A 14721-nucleotide genomic window follows, 5' to 3' on the forward strand; every position below is an offset into this window, starting at 1 on the left:
ACGAATGAAAACCTTCGAAACGGAAATCACGGTGGAATGGGGGGATTGCGACGAGGCGGGCATCGTTTTTTATCCGAACTATTTCTATTGGCTGGATTGCACCTTCCAGAGGCTGCTGCGTTCGCAAAATCTGGGGCAACGGCAGAACAGGGCGGAATTCGGTGCGGTGACGCCGCTGGTGGATGTCGGCCTTCAGTTCAAGGCGCCGGCCCGCTATGACGATACGCTCCGCATCGAGGCCACCATCGTGGAATGGCAGGAACGCAGGTTCCGTATCGCCTATCGCATTTTTTCCGGTGAAAAGATCATCGCGGAGGGTTATGAGGTTCGGGCATGGGCAACCATGACGGATAATGGTCTCAAGGGCGCGCCCATATCCGAGGAATTCAGGAGGCGAATGCAATGAGCGACGAGGACGATGTCGACAACGAGGCTTCGGGCAATGGCAATGCCCGCGGCGGCATTCAGGCTCTCGATGCGGCCCTGACCGTGCTGCATGCGCTTGCCGATTTCGAAGGGCCTGCCGCATTGATCGACATCGCCCGGGCGGTGTCCATGCCGTCCAGCAAGGTGCATCGTTATCTCGCCAGTTTCATCCATGCCGGTTTTGTCCGGCAGACCCAGCGATCCGGCCGTTACGAGCTGGGGCCGTTTGCGGCTTCTCTCGGCATTGCCGCGCTCGGCCGCAGCGATTTCGTCAATCAAGCTGCCGATGCGCTGCCGGACCTCGTGGAACAGACGGGCCTGACGGTGCTGCTTACCGTATGGGGCAGCCAGGGCGCGACCGTGATCCGCTGGTGCCGGGCGCCGAGCCCGATGGTTACATCCTTCGGCCTTGGCAGCAGCCTGCCGCTTCTCACCTCCTCGAGCGGCCGAGTCTTTCTCGCCTTTCTGCCGCGCCACGTCACCGCCGCCCGCCTTTATCTCGAGGTCGAACGAGCGATGGATGCGGGTCTCTCCTGGCCCGACCTCGATCTTAGCGGCGCAAGCATCGACCGGCTGGCGGAAACCATTCGCGCCGATGGTTTTGCCAGCGTCGACGGCCGCTACGTCCCCGGCCTTCGGGCGGTGGCGGCACCCGTTATCAACTGGCAGGGTGAGGCGGAAGCTGCCGTTACCTTAATCAGCAACTCCGATCAGATCCTGTCGGCGGATAATCCCGCCGTGCGCCAGCTGCTTGATTTTACAACAGCCATATCCAGCCGGCGGCAATGGCCTTCACCGAAGGCCTAAAGCGCGTCGCGTTTAATCTCTTTGTTTTATGCATGTCGTTATCCCGAAACCGCTGCACACTTCGGGCGACATGCATTAGGGCCTCTCCGGCCAGAAGGGCGGATCTGCAATTCCACCGTCGAAAACGAGGCTGCGGCGCGGGCCGCGTCCCGTCAGCCAGCGAAGCAGGTCAACGGCCGGCCCGCTGACCGAGTTTTTGCCTGAGCCGATGACGATGGAGCCCACCCTGTCCGTCGGCTTCAGCATCAATGAAAACGGCTGGCCCGGCATGTTCAGCGTCTGTGCCGCCTCTCGAAGAAGGCGATCCACCACTTCGGATGGGACATCCAGCAGGGAGGCCCCATTGTCGAGATCGACGGCGCGGAGCCATATTTCCCGGGTTCGCAGCCAGGGTGTCTGAGCGATCTCGACAAGACCGCCATTCAGCGGCTCCACCTGCGCCCGCCACCCCGCCTCATCCAGATCGCGCCACTCAACATCCAGATGCACCTGCGAATGTTTGAAAAGATAGCGCAGCGCATGGGCCGGCAGGCTTGCGCCGAAGGCGATATCCTCGTTCTGCGCTTCCGGCTCTTCCAGCATTTCCCGTCGCCGCCCAAGGCGCGCCGCCTCGACCAATCGGGCAAGCGCCCGTGCCTGAAAACCGACATGGGCGATCACGTGTCGCCTGGTCCAGCCGGGAACGAGCGAAGGAAGAGCGAGTTCGCCATCGGAGAGTTCGTTCAGTTTTCTCGCAAAATAAGCAGTTCCCAGCCGTGCATATCGCAATTCGGCGGCCGGCGCCGCAGACGAATCGTAACGGGCGCCAGCCCCCAGACGTTGGCGCAGTTCCAAACGCGCATCGGTGAGATCAGAAGACATCGTCCATCCCTCCCGATCGCGTCACCGGTCCCGCTCTTCCACATGGGTGCGGGCGAAATGAAGCCGCTCCATGATCGGCGCATCCGAAAACCGGAAAAGATCGAACTGGCTTTCCGCCCGCAGCGACCATTGCACCCAGGACGGCACGACGAACATATCGCCCTTTTCGAGCCTGTGTTCCTTGCCGTTGAGCACGACGGAGCCCCTGCCGTCGAATAGCTGAAAAACCGAAGAACCCACCTCGCGCCGGCCGGGCGTGACGGCACCTTCCCGCAGGCGATGAAACTCCGCCCGGATGGTCGGCATGACGTCGCCGCCGGTGGTGGGGTTGATGTAGCGCACCGCCGCATGCCCCGGCCCCATGGTGGCCGGCTGCCCCTCCTCCTCCAGCAGAAGCTGCTCTGTCAGGGCGCGGTCGGTATGTTCCCAGCGATAGGCGCCGATCGGCGAGGATACGGTTGCCGCAAGGCCGGAAAGCGGCCGCAGGCCTGGGTGACACCAGAGCCTTTCGCCGCGCGAAAATTTCGGCGTCGCATAATCGGTGACGCGGTCCGACCCGAATTCAAAAAAGCCGACATCGTTCTGGTAGGAAAAGGGGATGTCAAGCCCGTCGATCCAGGCCATGGGGTGGTCGGTATCGTTGTGATGGCCATGAAAATGCCAGCCCGGCGTCAGCAGAAAATCACCCCGGCTCATCCGCACCGGGTCACCATTCACCACGGTCCAGACCCCTTCGCCTTCGACGACGAAGCGGAAGGCATTCTGTGCGTGGCGATGTTCCGGCGCCGTTTCGCGCGGCCCAAGATACTGGATCGCGGCCCAGAGCGTGGGGCTGATATAGGCCCTGCCGCCAAGACCCGGATTGGCAAGCCCGATCGCCCGCCGCTCCCCGCCACGCCCGACCGGAACGAGATCGCCCGACCGTTGCGCAAGCGGGTAGAGCCGCGACCACTTCCACACATGCACCACGGCCTTGGGGTTTGGCACCACCGGCATCAGATCATCGATCTGGGTCCAGAGAGGTTTTAGGTGCTCAGACTCGAAATCCGAATAGAGCTGCCGCAACTCTTCTGTATCCTCCGGTGCCATCACGTTACCTGTGGTATCAACTTGCATTCACCCCTCCTCATTGAACAGGCCGCGCCGCATGCAACACGGCACGATCAAGATTATAACGCATGATAGAATCAATTGCATATCATGCAACAATAATCTGGGAGAGCGAACAGCGGGCGGCTTCCTGGAGCGTTGGTCTGAGACCAAGTTGATAGCCAAGGCTGTTGCTCTGGCTCAGGAAAGGCTTCGACTTCGCCCGTGGCTGGACCGTCACCGACCAGAATGATCTGCTTGCCCAGCTTTTCGGACTTCAAGAGCTTAGCAAAACAAAAATGGCACTGTCAGGGGTTAACTGCGGCCTGGGGAAATGCTTGCTACAAGCCCGATTTTTCCTTCATCAGACAAAATACCGGCATTCCAGTATTGACCAGACATCCGCGTCTTCGCAGCGATTCCCGCGCTTGGTTCATGTTATTTGACGACGCGTCGCAATCCATGTTCATAAAAAGGGTTTACGAAGACGAGACCGAAAAATTGATGGTCGACGGTGGGTCCAAATCCGCAGAAGGAGTCACTTTCCACAGGTGGGCTCCCGACTGCTTGCCGCATATCAGCGATCAACGTCACCAATTTCTCGCGGCCAAGCGCCCTTTTTCGCTGAGCCAAGACCGTTGTGGTATGTCCCCCGTCGGCATCTGGCACACGCTCCGTGTAATCCTGTTGGGCGTGAGGCCGTGCAGGTTCGAATGCCCGAAAGAGTTTGCCTTGAAAGGACTCGAACTTGCGCTAACGGCGGACCTGTATCCTCCCGAAAGAGATGAGCTGACTCATCATTCTTTTAGTGATTGAATCTCATTGGCAACCTTACTAACATGTTAGGTACATGTGTTGGAGGTCCGCTCATTGGTAGAGAAAAAGAAAAGGGATGGCCGTAGCCTGAGAAATGCGGAGGGGCACGTCAATCAGAGAGACCGCGCTTATTCCAGTTTCACGGAGCACCTTCTTTCCCGCCAGCTTCGCCCCGGACAATTTGTTTCGCAACGGCAATTGGTCGAGCTTACCCAGTTGCCGCTTGCGGCGATACGCGAGTTGATCCCCCGCCTTGAGGCCGAAGGGTTGCTGGTGACGGTTCCGCAGCGTGGCATGCAGATTGCGCAGGTCGATCTCAATCTGGTGCAGGATGCATTTCAGGTCAGGCTGTTTCTGGAAAAGGAGGCTGTACAGATATTCTCGAGGCTGGTTAGTGATGAGACGCTGGAGGCAATCCGGCAGGAGCACCTGGATGTCATCGATGCCTGCAACGCCGAACCGGACGCCAATCATGTCTCCAAAGCCCTTGTGGACAGGGCTCAGGAACTGGATTCGCGATTTCATCACGGGATGATCGATTCCCTGCAGAACTCGATCCTCACCAATATCTACCGTGTGAACGCGATAAAAATCCGGCTGATCCGTCAGGCGCATACGCAGCTAAATCCTCCGCTCGTCCTGCCCACCATGTACGATCATCTGAACCTTATCGATGCGATTGCCTCGCGAGATCCAGCTGCCGCCGCCGCGGCAATGGAGCAGCATATTCACAACGCCAAAAACCGCGCGATCGCACGTTAGCCGCCCTTCTGGCGGGGTCTTCCGGGCTGTTTCCCTGTGCTCAGGGCGGCCACGCCAGAGCCTGACGTCCAATGAAGTTGCTGCCGAATGCATGACGGCCTGGCAGGTTGAATGTCACTATCAATCAAAGTAACATGTTAGCTATTGCGGCAGTGAAATTTTCCTGCTAGCTTCCTCGTGTCTTGAGGGAGGAGATGCGGTCGCGCAGCAAATCCGCGCTGACTGGAAGAGAGAGATATGCGCCCGCATTCTTATCTGGGGCGATACGTCAATGAGGAAAATAACCGAGATTTGGGAGGATATGATTGACATGAAATTTTTCAGGAACAGTCTGGCGGCGGCGTCAAAAATGGCAGCCCTTGCATCATGCGTCGTCTTTACCGGTTCGATTGCGGGAGCCGCCGATTTCAACTGGCGTTCACAGGAAGGCCAGACCATAAATGTTCTCTTCACGAACCATCCCTGGCCGAATGCCATCAAGGATATGACCAGTGAATTCACGGAAAAGACGGGCATCAAGGTTCGCGTCGAGATTCTCAACGAAGACCCGATCCGCGCGCGTCTGTCGACGCTCATGCAGGCCAGGTCATCCGATGTCGATGCCTTCATTTCGCTGAAAATCCGTGAGGGTGCGGTCTATAACAAGGCTGGCTGGTATGCCGATCTCAACCCGCTGCTGAAGGATGCGAGCCTGACGTCGCCGGATTTCAACTTCGAGGATTTCGGCGAAGGGCTGCGCAAGAACGAGATTTTCGATGGCAAGCTGACCGGCGTGCCGATCAATGTCGAAGGTCCGCTGTTCTACTGGCGCAAGGATATCTTTGCCAAGTGCAACGTTCCGGAGCCGCAATATCTCGAAGACATTCCCGTCGCTGCAAAAACAATCTCGGAATGCGACAAGTCGGTCAACGCCTGGACGGCGCGCGGCGTGCGCAACGCCATCCCCTATCCGATGGCGTCTTTCGTCTTCAATCTTGGCGGCGACTTCAAGTCCGAAGACAAGACCAAGCCGGGCCTGTGCCAGGAAAAGACCATAGCCGGCCTGCAGATGTATGGCGATCTTCTAAAAACCTATGGCGCCGTCGGTGCTTCCAACCATTCTTTCCCGCAGGTCGTCGAGCTTCTCGGTCAGGGCAAGGTCGCCATGACGCATGAGTCCTCCAACGAATTCTCCAATATCGTCAAATTCCCCGGCCGCGCTGAAGACCTTGCCATCAAGGTGCTGCCGCCCGGCAAGGAAACCGGCATTTCCAAGCCCGTCGCCTTCGGCTGGGGTCTTTCAATGTCGAATTTCTCCAAACGCAAGGAGGCCACCTGGCTGTTCATGCAATGGGCGACGTCGCCGGAGATCGAGGCCCGTCTCATTCAGGCCGGTGTCGCGCCGCCACGCAGTTCGGTCTTTGACGGTGCGGATATGAAAAAATTCACTGACGAATTGCCGATCCGCAAGAGTTGGGCCGACGCCATCAGGCAAATCAGTAAGACCGGCACCGGCGACTACGCATCGCCCACCGACAAGGTGCCGCAGACCCGCGAGATCATCGGCAAGGTGGTTCAGGATTACCTGCTCGGCAACAATACGATCAAGGATGGCGCCTGCGAGGCGGACAAGGCCCTGCTCGCCCTGCAATAATTCGCCGGCTCCAGGAATTCCTCCCGGGAAATCCGGTTCCGTGCTGCAAAGTCCGGAGCCGGATCCCCGGCGGGAAATATCGCTCTCCCCAATCGTTGCGCAGGCCGCCGGTCAGTTTCACGGCGTGCGGTCTGGCGCGGCTTGGGGCGAGCAATGGTAGACACAAATATCATTTTCATGAGGGATCCCCGTGTGATGACCGCTCCGATGCCTTCCCGCATCTCCGGCCCCGGCCAGACCGTTCTTTCCTTTCGCTGGATGATGGCGCCCGCCGTGGCATTTGTCGGCTTGATGATCGTTTTCCCCATTCTTTATGCGATCTGGCTTTCGCTGCGCGAAAACTCGCTCGGCATGGACGACCGTTTCGTCGGTCTTGCGAATTATGTCGAGCTGCTTTCCGACGGGGAATTTCACAACGCCTTCATCCTGACATGGGTGCTTTATGGACTCGCGCTCGCCATGCAGATGGTGATCGGCACCTGGCTCGGTTTTACCCTCAACCGGGTGCGTAGCGCGCGCAATCTCGTTCGCACGGTTGCTGTCATGCCCTTCATGATGCCGCCGGTGGTCGTGGGCATGATGGCGATCGTCATTCTCGATCCGGCCGTCGGCGTTGCGAACTGGCTGCTCGGGGAGGTGGGGATCGGCCCAAGCCTCTGGCTCGCCGATCCCAAGTGGGTCCTTCTGACGGTTGCCGCCGTCGACACATGGCAATGGTCGCCGCTGATCGGACTTCTGGTTCTGGGCGGCCTTCAGTCCTTGCCGACGAAGGTGTTCGAGGCGGCGGAGATCGATGGTGTCATCGGCTGGAAGAGGCTTGTTCACATCACCCTGCCGTTGCTTGCACCGACGCTCCTGTCCGCCGCGATCCTGCGGTCGGTCGATCTGCTTCGTTTCTTCGACGTGATCTACATCACCACGCGCGGCGGGCCGGGCAATGCGTCGACCACGCTCAATATCTATGCATACCAGCAGGGCTTTGAGTTTTCCCGTTTCGGCTACGCCTCGGCCGGCATGATCACGCTCGCGGCCGTCGTCATGGTCACCGTCGTCGCCTTTTCCCGGCTGCGACAGGCCGTCGCCTGGTAAATCGAGGAGGAATTTTCATGCACGAACACGAGGCATATCAGCCTTCCCTTGCCGAAAGACTGCGCGGCGGCCTGAGCACCGCCATTCTGGTCATCGCCGCCATCACCCCGATCCTCTGGATGATCCTGTCGTCCTTCAAGGATCGTTACGAGGTGACGAAGCTGCCGCCGAGCCTCTTTTTCACGCCCACCCTGGACAATTACCGGCAGCTTTTCGAGCGCACGGAATTTCTGTCCAATACGCTGAATTCGCTCATCGTTTCGACGGGTGCGACATTGCTCGGCATCCTGCTCGCATTTCCGGCGGCCTTTGCTGTCTCCTGGCATCGCACCACATGGCCCGCGACACTGGCGCTGTTTTCGCGCATGGCGCCGGGCACGCTGTTCCTGCTGCCCTGGTTCATCATCTTTTCCGAACTCGGGCTTGTCGGCTCCTACACGGTGTTGATCCTGACCCATGCCGTCATCGCCATGCCGGTCGCCCTTTGGACGATGCTGCCCTATTTCGACGCCATGCCGCGCGAACTGGTGGAAGCCGCCCAGATGGACGGTTGCCGTCCGCTGTCGGTGCTCTGGCGCATCGTTCTTCCGGTGGTCATGCCCGGTGTGGTGGTGTCATCCATTCTCTGCTTCATCTTCACCTGGAACTATTTCCTGTTCGCTCTGGCGCTCTCCGGCTTCGACACCAAGACCGCCATCGTCGCGTCGTTCAATTTCATCGGCGAGGGCGTCACCAACTGGGGCGCGCTGATGGCCGCCGCAACCATGATCGCTCTTCCGCCGCTCATTCTTACCCTGCTCGTCCAGCGCCGCCTTGTCGCGGGCCTGTCCGCAGGGGCAGTCAAAGGATAATTCCATGGCCACTCTTTCCATTCAGAACGTCGTCAAGGCTTACGGCGCACACCATGTCATCCATGGCCTCTCCTTTGATATTGTCGATGGCGAGTTCATTGTCTTCGTCGGTCCTTCCGGCTGCGGAAAATCGACGCTGCTGCGCATGATTGCCGGCCTGGAGAATTTTCAGGAGGGTTCGATCTCCATTGACGGAACGGTCGTCAACAGGCTTCGTCCGTGGGAGCGGGATGTGGCGATGGTGTTTCAGGAATATGCGCTTTATCCGCATATGACCGTGGAAAAGAACATCGGCTTTGCCCTGCGGATGAACGGCGTGCCGGAAGCGCAGGTGAAGCAGCGCGTCGAAGACGTGTCGCGCACCCTGCAGCTTACCCATCTGCTGAAGCGGCGCCCGCGCGAACTTTCCGGTGGCCAGCGCCAGCGCGTGGCGATGGGGCGCGCCATGGTGCGCGGACCGAAGGTTTTTCTCTTTGACGAGCCGCTCTCCAATCTCGACGCGCAGTTGCGTGTCGATCTGCGTGCGGAAATCAAGCAGCTCCACCAGCGGCTCGGCAGCACCATGATCTATGTCACCCACGATCAGGTGGAAGCCATGACCATGGCTGATCGTATCGTCGTGCTGAAGGATGGTCACATCCAGCAGATCGGTGCGCCGCAGGAGCTTTACCGCAACCCGAGAACCCGCTTCGTCGCCGGTTTTATCGGTGCGCCGGCCATGAATTTCCTGCCCGTGCAGCTTTCGAAGGGTGTTGCAACTCTGCCGGATGGCACGCGTATCCCGGTTTCTGTCGAACACCGGGACTATGAAGGTGCAGCGGAACTTGGCGTGCGGCCAGAACATCTCTTGCTGGATTCGGCCCATCGCGCTTCGTCTTCCGCCACGATTTCCGGTCCCGTTCAACTGATCGAACCATTGGGGGCCGACACGCTCGCCTTGCTGGATATTGCCGGCAATCGGCTAAATTGCCGCCTGCCGGGCGATATGGCGCCTGTGCCGGGCGAAATCCTGACCGTGAGTTTCGATCCCGCTCGCTGCGTTCTGTTTGATCAGGCCGGCGCACGTCTTTAATTCCGATTTTCCGAGAGACACTGCAATGAGCAAGACCGTATTGGTAACGGCAACGAATTATTCCCGCTATTGCGCGGACGCCAAGGCGATGCTGGAGGCGGAAGGTATCGAAGTCATTGAAAACGGCTTCGGGCGACCGATGACATTTGACGAATTATCCGCAAGACTTGGCAATATCGACGCCGTTATCGCCGGTGTCGATACCTGGAACGACCGTGTTTTCGGCCTTGCCCCGCGGCTGAAGGCGATTGCGCGTTTTGGCGTCGGTGTCGATAATATCGATATCGATGCGGCCCACCGGCATGGCATCGCAGTGACGAATGCGCCGGGCGGCAATGCCAATGCGGTGGCCGAACTGACGCTCGGACTGATCCTTTCGGCAATGCGCCGGATACCCTACCTGCACGATGCCTTGCGCGGTGGCGCATGGGACCGTTTCGTTGGGCAGGAACTGATTGGCCGTCGCGTCGGCCTCCTCGGTTTCGGTAACATCGCCCGCAAGATCGCGCGCAAACTCTCCGGTTTCGACGTGGAGGTGATTGCTTACGACAAGTTTCCCGACCAGGCTGCCGCAACGAAGCTTGGTGTGCGGATGTGTGAGATGGATGAGGTGCTTTCGTGTTCCGACATTCTCGTGATGATGATGCCGAGCCTGCCGGAGACACGCCGTCTCATGGATGCCGGCCGTTTTGCCCGGATGAAACCCGGCTCGATTTTCATAAACACGGCGCGCGGCGCCCTTGTAGATGAGAAGGCGCTTTACGACGCCATCGCCAGCGGCCATCTTCAGGCAGCAGCGCTCGATGTCTATGAGATGGAGCCTGCCTTGCCCGATAATCCACTCTTCACCCTGCGGCAGGTCGTCACTACGCCGCATACGGCAGCGGAAACCTACGAAACCTACACCTCCATCGGCCGGATTACCGCCGAAGCCGTGATCGATGTGCTCGCGAACCGCCGGCCACGCAACCAGCTCTGATCCACCCCGGTATGGCTTCCGCATCGGAATGCCGGAACCACGAATGTTTGACAGGACGAAAACAATGACCAAGCGAATCGAAGGCATCATTCCCGTGATGATCACCCCCTTCAGGGGCGGCAAGATAGATTTTGAGGGTGTCGCCAATCTCGTGGAATGGTACATCGCCAATGGATCGGACGCGCTCTTTGCCGTTTGCCAGTCTTCTGAAATGATGTTCCTCACCCTTGAGGAGCGGGTGGAACTGGCTGCTTTTGTTAAGAGGGCCGCAGCCGGCCGCATTCCCGTCATTGCCTCGGGGCACATCAGCGAGGCGCTTGAGGATCAGCAGAAAGAGCTCAACGCCATCGCGCAGACGGGTGTTGACGGCATGGTGCTTGTTACCAACCGGCTGGATGCCCGGCAGGAGGGCGGTTCTAAGTTTCTCGACGATCTCGGCTGGCTCCTCGATCGTCTGCCTTCCGACCTGCCGCTTGGCCTTTACGAATGCCCGGCGCCCTATCGCCGTCTTATGACGGATGCCGAAATTTCCTTCTGCGCCAATAGTGGTCGCTTCGTTATCCTCAAGGATGTCTCCTGTGATCTTGAAACGGTCAAACGGCGTGTGGCGCTCACGGCGAATACGCCGCTCGCCATTGTCAACGCCAATGCGGCGATTGCGTTTGACGCCATGAAAGCGGGATCGCGCGGTTTCACCGGGGTCTTCACCAATTTCCATCCCGATCTCTACAAATGGCTGCTGACGGAAGCCGGCCGGCAACCGGAACTGGCTGACGAACTGTCGGTCTATCTGGCGCTCTCCGCCGTGGCGGAGCCTATGGGTTATCCCAAACTGGCGAAGATTTATCACCAGCGCCTCGGCACCATAAGCGAGATCGAAAGCCGTGCGGTGACGTTCGACATTCAGGAGCGTTTCTGGGCGATAGAGGCGCTGCTGGACAAGATCATTCAGGGAACCACCAACTTCCGGAAACGTATAATGGCAGCTCGATAACCGGCTCAGCCCCGCTCGTAATCCACCATTCACTTTTTACGCCAGGTTCTCGAAAGGAATTAACTGTTTCTCAGGACATCATCGGGATAGGTCTTCACTATCCGGCTTGTGGGTGATTTTTCGCTGCTAGTGAATGATCCGTCGTTCAGCAGCGGTTTTCCATGCCTCAACCCGGTCCCGTGCTGGCTGGAAGCGCCAGCTCGGTTCGCATCTACGCCGAGGCCGCATATCACTTCATCTGCAGGAAGGAAGATCGGGCTTGGTCTCTGTCGATATCTGACCGAGACGCACCGCAAACGCCGACCACTGCTGCCCGCCAAGGTATAAACAGTTGATGAAAGTCGAACCTTCGGCCCATCAATTTGTCATGAATTGATGGGCAAGGGATCGGTGCCTTCGCCTAGAATTGCTAGGTGTCGTCGATAGCTGAACACGCGGCCGCGCTTGCGGCCGGTAACTTCATCAACGATGCCCAATCGCTCCAGGTCGGCGAGTGCGGCGTTGACCGTTGGTGCGGACAGACCCGTTACCTGAACAATCTGGTTCGCCGTGTGAAAAGGATTCAGCTGGAAAAGCTCGTGAATACGAAGGGCCGACCCTGCTCTATCACTCTCCATGGTGATCCGCTCGCGATCTTCCTTGAAAAGATCGACGATCTGGGTAGCAGCCTCCAACGCTTGGTTGGCAGTGTCGGCGACGCCCGTCAGGAAGAACTCCAGCCAGGCTTCCCAGTTACCATGCTCGCGAACCTCTTGCAGTAGCCGATAGTATTCTCTCCGATGGGACTTCAGATAAAGGCTGAGGTAGAGCAGCGGCTTTCGCAAAACCCCGTTCATGCAGAGATATAGGGTTACAAGCAGGCGGCCAATACGACCATTACCATCGAGAAACGGATGGATCGTTTCAAACTGCACGTGCAGCAGGCCAGCTTTGATTAGCGCCGGTAACCGCGATTGGTCGTCATGCATGAAGCGCTCGAACGCATCCAAGCAACCGGCCATTTCAGTAACGGGTGGCGGTACAAAGAGGGCGCTACAGGGGTGCGTGCCACCAATCCAATTTTGCGAGCGGCGGAACTCTCCTGGATCTTTGGTACCTCCCCGCCCACTGTGCAGGAGCCTGGCGGGCATCTCACGGATCAGACGCAACGACATGGGCAACGTTTCCAGCCGCTGTAGACCATACATCATGGCGTCAACATAGTTGGAGACTTCACGGATATCATCAACCGGCTGCCCGGCTTGAGCTTCGGTCTCAAACCGCAAGAGATCAGAAAGCGTCGACTGCGTGCCTTCAATCTGCGAGGAAAGAACGGCTTCCTTCCTGACATACATATAAAGAAAAAGCTCCTGTCTCGGCAGCAGCATTGTGATACCATCCAGGCGTCCTAGCGCGCGCTCAGCCAAGCTGAGGCGCTCTAGCAATGAAAGCACATCAATCGCCGGCTCGGGCGGCAATGGTGGGGGACGAACGCCCACACTGTTTCACTGGCAGCGACCGTCTCGACGAAACGAGCCAGGCGGTTTTTGGATTGGAATCAGAGATAACCCAATATCAGCCGCGCCCCTTATTTAAGCAAGGCGCATTTCATTTAATTAAGCAACAGACATAGATAAGTGCGCTTAATTAACGCGCCGACATTGAACTCCTGAGCTTTGGTCCAGGCGGCACAGGCGCCTAATACGATGATTTGGCGCCATTAAAGTGACAGCCCGATACATCCTTTGTTAAAGCTCGCCTCATATTCCCGCTCGCCCTCGGCACTGGTGCCGAGAGAAACGGAATGAGCATGACCAAACACGACCTTTCATCACGTCATTTTCAGCGAAAAATTTCGGAATTCTGCGAGCTTCGCATCGCTCCAATCGCATCCAGGCGAGTGTTGGAGAATATACGGCCTTATCTGGCCAGTTTGATCATCTATCGGAAATCGCCCCCGCTTCTGAATGGCCATATCGACTGGACGATGATCAGTCAGGCCTGCGGGATCGAAGCCGAGTTGACGGCAGAACTGAAAAAGCAGCTCCGGCCAGGCCTGGATGCAATCATCCGCTGGCTCGGCGCACCACCAGTGGCCGAAGAACGACGACCGCCAAAACCGACAGTTAGCTCGGGCAAAATGGCGCCCGCCAGGAAGGCAGCTTCCGCACGCTCCGCCCGACAGCCACAACGCGCGGCGACCCGACGGCACCTTTGTCGGGTCTGCGTCAACATCGCGCGGCCCTGCACCAAAACCGATAAGCCCTTTCCCAGAAGCACTATTTGAAGCGACAGAAGATCCGGCGAGCTTTCAGGACGCATTGGTCTACCATATGCGTCGGTTCGGCGACACATATTGGCAGCTGTACCGCGCCGTTGTTCATCTGGATGAGACATTCGATAACAAGACGCTGCTATCCTGGATGCAGGGGGAGCGCGTGCCCCGCTCCGTTGCCAGCTTTAATATCCTGCGCCGCATTGAGCGGCGCTATCGGTTGCAGAAATGATATTTCAAAGACAAGCTACCGCACAAGGCGCGCTCGCTTTATGGTCATGATCTCGGCGATATCAGCCCGGCTGAACGGCGCAGGATTTCAGTGCATCTGCCAGATGACTTCAGCAGCCTGCCCTTTACCAAACGCGAAGAGATCCTCGATTGGGTGCGCCGGGTGATCATTTCCGGCTCTACGGAATATCGCCGCTATCAGGCGGCAGTCAGCAAGCAACGTTATGCCATTCGCTTTCCCGGTGTCACTTATGGCGGAATTTCTATAACACCCCGGTCCTTGGCATCTGCAGTTGGCGCCAATCAGAATCCAATGGTAGAAAACGATGATCCCGATTTACTGTCCGGGGATGCGCCGCCAAGGCTTGCAATGGAAATGGCAGACCTTATCCGTTTCAAAACCTCGACCCTGACTGCCATCGGCTTTCAACGGAATGGCGTCTGGGGTGAGGAAACGGCCTCTCAGAAGATAGAACATCTCGGCTTGATGTTCGGCGCACTAGCTTCCTCACCGAATGGCGCAGTAAGAGGTTTCGGCGTACCGCTTAGCCAGTTGAGCTTTGGCCTTCTCGTCTTCCCCGGTGTTTGGGACTGGTATCTGCAGTGGCGGGAACAGCGACGCGGTTTTTATACCAAGTGGGAAGAAGACATGCTGATGGTCGCCCAGGCTCTTACTCGCGCGGACGTCGGCTGGATACGGCAGCACCGGAGCTACTTCAGAACGTCAGACCGATTACAGGCTTGATTGAGCGGGAGGAAATTGAATTCGCGGCCCGTAACTGGCACGGTGCGTGCGACGCATTTCATCGGCATGCGGCCAACCGGTCGAAGGAAATTCAGCGTGTCATGCGCGTCCA

General features: G+C 58.2%; 12 protein-coding genes and 3 pseudogenes. 12 read left to right on the forward strand and 3 right to left on the reverse strand.

From position 1 onward, the window contains the following. The first annotated feature begins 4 nt into the window (after positions 1 to 4). Positions 5 to 406, forward strand: a complete 402-nt coding sequence (locus tag ACIQUH_RS10720) for an acyl-CoA thioesterase (RefSeq protein WP_400814626.1) — start codon at positions 5 to 7, stop codon at positions 404 to 406. After that, on the forward strand, positions 403 to 1233 hold the full coding sequence (locus ACIQUH_RS10725) for an IclR family transcriptional regulator (RefSeq protein ID WP_400814628.1): 831 nt from the start codon (positions 403 to 405) through the stop codon (positions 1231 to 1233). Before ACIQUH_RS10720 ends, ACIQUH_RS10725 begins: the two co-directional genes overlap by 4 nt. Positions 1234 to 1308: 75 nt before the next feature. Here ACIQUH_RS10725 and ACIQUH_RS10730 read toward each other — a convergent pair whose 3' ends face one another. Then, positions 1309 to 2094, reverse strand: a complete 786-nt coding sequence (locus ACIQUH_RS10730) for a maleylpyruvate isomerase family mycothiol-dependent enzyme (protein WP_400814630.1) — start codon at positions 2092 to 2094, stop codon at positions 1309 to 1311. A gap of 21 nt (positions 2095 to 2115) precedes the next feature. Beyond that, positions 2116 to 3210, reverse strand: a complete 1095-nt coding sequence (locus ACIQUH_RS10735; RefSeq protein ID WP_400814632.1) for a cupin domain-containing protein — start codon at positions 3208 to 3210, stop codon at positions 2116 to 2118. Between the two features lie 164 nt (positions 3211 to 3374). Between ACIQUH_RS10735 and ACIQUH_RS10740 the strand changes: the two are divergent. From ACIQUH_RS10740 to ACIQUH_RS10780, 9 genes and pseudogenes are all read left to right on the forward strand, one after another. Beyond that, positions 3375 to 3476: pseudogene (locus ACIQUH_RS10740) on the forward strand (IS6 family transposase); the annotation flags it as partial. After that, complete coding sequence (locus ACIQUH_RS10745; RefSeq protein WP_400814675.1) at positions 3442 to 3999, forward strand: hypothetical protein; 558 nt, start codon at positions 3442 to 3444, stop codon at positions 3997 to 3999. The pseudogene ACIQUH_RS10740 and the gene ACIQUH_RS10745, both read left to right, overlap by 35 nt. Before the next feature lie 87 nt (positions 4000 to 4086). Next, positions 4087 to 4761, forward strand: a complete 675-nt coding sequence (locus ACIQUH_RS10750; RefSeq protein WP_400814672.1) for a GntR family transcriptional regulator — start codon at positions 4087 to 4089, stop codon at positions 4759 to 4761. Positions 4762 to 5071: 310 nt separating this feature from the next. Beyond that, positions 5072 to 6394, forward strand: a complete 1323-nt coding sequence (locus ACIQUH_RS10755; RefSeq protein WP_400814634.1) for an extracellular solute-binding protein — start codon at positions 5072 to 5074, stop codon at positions 6392 to 6394. 195 nt (positions 6395 to 6589) lie between these two features. Beyond that, positions 6590 to 7483, forward strand: a complete 894-nt coding sequence (locus ACIQUH_RS10760) for a carbohydrate ABC transporter permease (protein WP_400814636.1) — start codon at positions 6590 to 6592, stop codon at positions 7481 to 7483. Between the two features lie 17 nt (positions 7484 to 7500). After that, entirely contained in the window at positions 7501 to 8334 is an 834-nt protein-coding gene (locus tag ACIQUH_RS10765) for a carbohydrate ABC transporter permease (protein WP_020812374.1), read from the forward strand. Positions 8335 to 8338: 4 nt separating this feature from the next. Beyond that, positions 8339 to 9406 carry an ABC transporter ATP-binding protein gene (locus ACIQUH_RS10770; protein WP_400814638.1) on the forward strand — a complete coding sequence of 356 codons (1068 nt, stop codon included), beginning with the start codon at positions 8339 to 8341 and terminating at the stop codon, positions 9404 to 9406. 25 nt (positions 9407 to 9431) lie between these two features. After that, the gene (locus ACIQUH_RS10775) at positions 9432 to 10385 is read left to right on the forward strand and encodes a phosphoglycerate dehydrogenase (protein WP_400814641.1); all 954 of its coding nucleotides are present in this window, start codon (positions 9432 to 9434) and stop codon (positions 10383 to 10385) included. Between the two features lie 64 nt (positions 10386 to 10449). Next, positions 10450 to 11379, forward strand: coding sequence for a dihydrodipicolinate synthase family protein (locus ACIQUH_RS10780; RefSeq protein ID WP_400814643.1), 930 nt, complete (start codon positions 10450 to 10452; stop codon positions 11377 to 11379). Between the two features lie 365 nt (positions 11380 to 11744). Here ACIQUH_RS10780 and ACIQUH_RS10785 read toward each other — a convergent pair. Then, positions 11745 to 12898: pseudogene (locus ACIQUH_RS10785) on the reverse strand (Fic family protein). 264 nt (positions 12899 to 13162) lie between these two features. Between ACIQUH_RS10785 and ACIQUH_RS10790 the strand changes: the two are divergent. Beyond that, positions 13163 to 14721 (forward strand): annotated as a pseudogene (locus tag ACIQUH_RS10790) (hypothetical protein); the annotation flags it as partial.

The sequence above is a fragment of the Agrobacterium sp. NPDC090283 genome (assembly GCF_044769685.1).
Lineage (GTDB): Bacteria > Pseudomonadota > Alphaproteobacteria > Rhizobiales > Rhizobiaceae > Agrobacterium.

Coding starts and splice junctions, on each gene's coding strand:
- ACIQUH_RS10735 (WP_400814632.1), bottom strand. CDS start 3,210: ATGCAAGTTGATACCACAGGTAACGTGATGGCACCGGAGGATACAGAA.
- ACIQUH_RS10780 (WP_400814643.1), top strand. CDS start 10,450: ATGACCAAGCGAATCGAAGGCATCATTCCCGTGATGATCACCCCCTTC.
- ACIQUH_RS10730 (WP_400814630.1), bottom strand. CDS start 2,094: ATGTCTTCTGATCTCACCGATGCGCGTTTGGAACTGCGCCAACGTCTG.
- ACIQUH_RS10720 (WP_400814626.1), top strand. CDS start 5: ATGAAAACCTTCGAAACGGAAATCACGGTGGAATGGGGGGATTGCGAC.
- ACIQUH_RS10765 (WP_020812374.1), top strand. CDS start 7,501: ATGCACGAACACGAGGCATATCAGCCTTCCCTTGCCGAAAGACTGCGC.
- ACIQUH_RS10775 (WP_400814641.1), top strand. CDS start 9,432: ATGAGCAAGACCGTATTGGTAACGGCAACGAATTATTCCCGCTATTGC.
- ACIQUH_RS10725 (WP_400814628.1), top strand. CDS start 403: ATGAGCGACGAGGACGATGTCGACAACGAGGCTTCGGGCAATGGCAAT.
- ACIQUH_RS10770 (WP_400814638.1), top strand. CDS start 8,339: ATGGCCACTCTTTCCATTCAGAACGTCGTCAAGGCTTACGGCGCACAC.
- ACIQUH_RS10760 (WP_400814636.1), top strand. CDS start 6,590: ATGACCGCTCCGATGCCTTCCCGCATCTCCGGCCCCGGCCAGACCGTT.
- ACIQUH_RS10755 (WP_400814634.1), top strand. CDS start 5,072: ATGAAATTTTTCAGGAACAGTCTGGCGGCGGCGTCAAAAATGGCAGCC.